This is a genomic window from Kineococcus sp. TRM81007 (assembly GCF_022669155.1).
Taxonomy (GTDB): domain Bacteria; phylum Actinomycetota; class Actinomycetes; order Actinomycetales; family Kineococcaceae; genus Kineococcus.
Genome location: NZ_JALBVB010000050.1, coordinates 39,817 through 44,120, shown reverse-complemented (window position 1 = coordinate 44,120; position 4,304 = coordinate 39,817). Strand labels below are relative to the sequence as shown.

The 4,304-nt window shown below is 74.9% G+C and carries 4 protein-coding genes; all 4 read right to left on the bottom strand.

Going from position 1 to position 4,304, the window contains the following annotated elements; genetic code table 11:
• On the bottom strand, positions 1-939 hold a 939-nt coding region (locus MN205_RS09020; protein ID WP_242126427.1), incomplete at its 3' end, for an oxygenase MpaB family protein.
• A gap of 89 nt (positions 940-1,028) precedes the next feature.
• Positions 1,029-1,886, bottom strand: a complete 858-nt coding sequence (locus MN205_RS09015) for an NAD(P)H-binding protein (RefSeq protein WP_242126425.1) — start codon at positions 1,884-1,886, stop codon at positions 1,029-1,031.
• A 150-nt stretch (positions 1,887-2,036) separates the two neighbouring features.
• The gene (locus tag MN205_RS09010) at positions 2,037-3,695 is read right to left on the bottom strand and encodes a catalase (protein WP_242126423.1); all 1,659 of its coding nucleotides are present in this window, start codon (positions 3,693-3,695) and stop codon (positions 2,037-2,039) included.
• The gene (locus MN205_RS09005) at positions 3,692-4,213 is read right to left on the bottom strand and encodes a Fur family transcriptional regulator (protein WP_242126421.1); all 522 of its coding nucleotides are present in this window, start codon (positions 4,211-4,213) and stop codon (positions 3,692-3,694) included. Before MN205_RS09005 ends, MN205_RS09010 begins: the two co-directional genes overlap by 4 nt.
• Between the last annotated feature and the right edge of the window lie 91 nt (positions 4,214-4,304).

Sequence of the window (4,304 nt, the reverse complement as noted above, 5' to 3'; positions counted from 1 at the left end):
CCGCGGGGTGGGGAGCGGGGACGCGGGCCGGGAGGAGGGCGCCGGGGCGGGGGGAGCGGCGAGGCGGCGCTCGGCGACGGCGGCGTGCGGCCAGCGGGCCACCCGGTCCGGCAGCACCGGGCGGGCCGTGCGCAGGAGCACCCGCACCGACCCGGCGGCGGCTCGCCGCCCGGGGGTGCGCACCAGGCCGTAGCCGTCCGCGACGGACGGCGGCAGCAGGTCGGCGGTGACGCTGCGCACCAGCGCTGCCGCGCCCGGCAGGGGTGGGCGGGTGCGCTGGGTCAGGATGCCGCCGGCGACGCGGCGCGCCGCGGGCGTGACGACGAGACCGGCGACGGTCTGCTCCCAGTAGCGCTCGAAGTCGGCGGCCGTGGGCGGCAGGACCGCCTGCGGCACGGCGAACAACCGCGCGAACGGCCAGGACTCCCGCCAGTGCCTCTCGCGCTCCCCCGCGCTCATCGCGCGGCCCAGGTAGCGCTCGGCGACCCGGCGCGCCGTCCACACCAGCGTCGCGTGCACCCACAGCGCCAGGTGCGGGTCGCTCGCGCGGTAGGGCGTGCCGGCCGGCACGCCCGGTGCGTCCTCGCGGGTCGTCCCCCGCACGCGGGCGTGCTGCGCCCCCACCTCGCGCGCCGCCGCCCGTGCCTGTGCGGTGTCGCCGAACGTGACGGTGAGAGCGGCCTGCAGCGTCGCCAGCAGCCGGTGCGCCGGACCCGCCTCGTAGTCGCTGTGCACCGCGACGCCCTCGGCGACGAGCGGGTGCGCCACCTGCAGCAGGATCGCGGCCGGCCCGCCCAGGACGGCGGCGCGCTCACCGGTGACGGCGCGGAACGCACCGCCCGGTTCGCACAAGCCCGGGTCGCCGGGCACGCCCGGGCCGGGAGGGGGCGGGAAGGCGGCGCGCAGGGGCAGGCGGGGCAGCCGGTCGGTGGTGCTCACCGCACCCACCCTCGCCCCTGGCGGGTCCTCCCGCACGGGCGGGAGGAACCGGCACGGGCGGGAGGACCCGGCACGTCGGGCCCGGTGCGTCAGGCCCGGGCGGCGCGCACCGCGTCGGCGAGCGCGGTGGCGGGTCGCCCGATCAGCCGCTGCAGGTCGTCGCGGTCGGTGTGCAGCTCCCCGGCGGCGAGGGAGGCGTCCAGGGCGGCGACGAAGCCGGCGGTGCCCTCGTCCAGGCCCACCGAGCGCAGGTGCGCCACGTGCTCCTCGGTGGACAGGTCCCGGTACGCCACGGGGGTGCCGGTGACCTCGGAGACGGTCGCGGCCAGCTCGGCCAGGGTGAAGCCGGGGCCGCCGAGCTCGTGGACGCGGTCGCCGTCGTCGTCGGCGAGCAGCGCGGCGGCGGCCGCGGCCGCGTAGTCGGCGCGGGAGGCGGCCGACACGCGCCCGTCGTGGGCCGAGCCGACGACCTCCCCGGCGGCCAGGTACTGGCCGAGGGCCTCGGTGTAGTTCTCCAGGTACCACCCGTCGCGCAGCACGGTGGTGGGGATCCCGGAAGCCGCCAGCGCTTCCTCGGTGGCCCGGTGGTCGGGCGCCAGGGGGTTCCCGGAGGTGTCCGCGCGCAGGATGCTCGTGTAGGCCAGGCGCTGCACGCCCGCGGCCCGCGCCGCCTCGACGACGTTCGCGTGCTGGGTGACGCGCTGCCCGGGGGTGTCGCCGGAGACGAGCAGCAGCCGGTCCACGCCGGCGAGCGCCTCGCGCAGGGTGTCCGGCTCGTCGTAGTCGCCGCGGCGCACCCGGACGCCGCGCTCCGCGAGGTCGGCGACCTTCCCCGGAGTGCGCACGACGGCGACGACGTCGCCGGCCGGGACGCCGCGTTCCAGCAGGGCCTCGACGACGAGGTGGCCGAGGCGGCCGCCGGCGGCGGTGACGGCGAACGTGGTCACGGTGCTCTCCCACAGGGTCGGTGCTGGTGGTCTCGCGGGCGCCAACCCCCGGGAGGCGGGGGTTGTTCCGGGGTGAGCCACCCCGGGAACGGCGACGGGCGCCGCCCCCCCGAGGGGGACGACGCCCGTCGCGTCACGTGCGCGCCGTCGTCAGCCGGCGACCGAGACGTGCTCGTTGGGGACGCAGTGCGTCATGACGTGGCCGGAGACGTCGCGCGGCCCGTTCTTGCCGAGGTTCGCCAGGCGCGCCAGCTCCTCCTCGTTCAGGGTCTGCGACGCCAGCGGCGGCAGGTGCCGCACGTCGTCCGGGGTGATGCCCAGGCCCTCGCCCACGCGCAGGCCGAGCTCGTCCTCGCACATGAGGAAGTGCCAGACCATGCGCTCCTGGATCTCGCGGTTGCACTGCTGCAGCGCGCCGACCAGGTTCGCCACCAGGTCGTCCTTCTCCCACTGCTGCGAGAGCAGGTAGCGCTCGCCGGCCTGCGCGTAGTCGTTGGTGCGGGAGATGCGCTTGCGGGTCAGGCGGCCGCTGACGACCGGGCCCTGCTCGTCGTGCGTGGGGTAGGTCGCCTCCTTCAGGCCCCCCGTGATCGACGGCTCGTAGTTCACGTGCGGGTTCGAGCCGACCTCGTCGCGGCCGTACGACATCGGGCCGCCCTGCTGGTTGGTGGCGACCGGCGCCTTGGGGCGGTTCACCGGCAGCTGCAGGTAGTTCGGGCCGACGCGGTAGCGCTGGGTGTCGGAGTAGGAGAACGTCCGGCCGACGAGCATCTTGTCGTCGGAGAAGTCCAGGCCGTCCACCAGCACGCCGGTGCCGAAGGCGATCTGCTCGTTCTCGGCGAAGTTGTCGCTGACGTTGCGGTTGAGGACCATCTTGCCGACCGGGCGCAGCGGGAAGGCCTCCTCCGGCCACACCTTGGTGTCGTCCAGCGGGTCGAAGTCCAGCTCCGGGTGGTCGTGGTCCTCCATGATCTGGACGTGCAGCTCCCACTCGGGGTAGTCGCCGGCCTCGATCGCGTCGTAGAGGTCCTTGGTGTGCGCGCCGAGGGTCTGCGCCTGCACGGCGGCCGCGTCGGCCGCGGTCCACGACTTCACGCCCTGCTTGGGCAGCCAGTGGTACTTCACGAGCACGGTCTCGCCGTCCGCGTTCACCCACTTGTAGGTGTTCACGCCGAAGCCCTGCATGGTGCGGTAGGACGCCGGGGTGCCGCGGGGGCTGAAGACCAGCGTGACCATGTGCATGGCCTCGGGGGTCTGGCTGAAGAAGTCGAACGCCCGCTGGGCGACGGACGCCTCGAAGGTCACCGGGTCCGGCTTCTGCGAGTGGATGAAGTCCGGGAACTTGATCGCGTCGCGGATGAAGAAGACGCCCAGGTTGTTGCCGACGAGGTCCCAGTTGCCGTCCTCGGTGTAGAACTTCACCGCGAAGCCGCGCGGGTCGCGCGCCGACTCGGAGGAGTCCCGCCCACCGGCGACGGTGGAGAAGCGGATCGCCAGGTCGGTGCGCTTGCCCTTCTCCTGGAACAGCTTCGCACGGGTGTACTTCGAGATGGGCTCCTCGCCGAGGGAGCCGTACGCCTCGAAGTAGCCGTACGCGGTGGTGCCGCGGGCGTGCACGACGCGCTCGGGGATCCGCTCGCGGTCGAAGTGGCTGATCTTCTCGAGGAACTGGTAGTTCTCGAGCGTGGCGGGGCCGCGCTCGCCGACGGTGCGCTGGTTCTGGTTGTCGAAGACCGGGTGGCCCTGACGGTTGGTCAGGGTCGGGCGGTCGTCGCCCGGGGCGGACTGCTGGCTGGCGACGTCGGTCATCGCGCTTCCTCTCGTGGGGTCTTCCGCTGGAGGGCGGTGGATCGGGTCGGTCCGGGGTCCGCCGCCTGGGCGGCCCGGCAGTCGGGGCACCTGCCCCAGAACACCACCTCGGCCTCGTCCACCGCGAAACCGGCGGTGTCGGAGGGGGCGAGGCAGGGGGAGGGGCCGACGGTGCAGTCCACGTCGACGGTGCGGCCGCACGCGCGGCACACCAGGTGGTGGTGGTTGTCGCCCACCCTCGCCTCGTAGCGGGCCGGGTGTCCGGCGGGCTCGATGCGCCGGGCCAGGCCGGCGCCGGTGAGGGCGTCGAGGCAGTCGTAGACGGCCTGGGTGGAGACCGTCGGCAGCGCCGTGCGGGCCCGGTCGACGACCTGGGCGACCGCGAGGTGCTCGGTGTCGGCCGCGGCCGCGTCGAGCACCTGCAGGACGACCGTGCGGGGGCGGGTGGCCCGCAGGCCGCGAGCGCGCAGGCGGTCCTCGACGCCGCCGGTCGTCGCGGGGCTGTGGGGGTGGGGCACGCCCCGATCACACCAGGCCAGTCTGGAATCAGTCAAGAAAGGGTCACCTACCTCGCCCACCCCACCTCGCCGCCCACCCCGCGGTGATCAA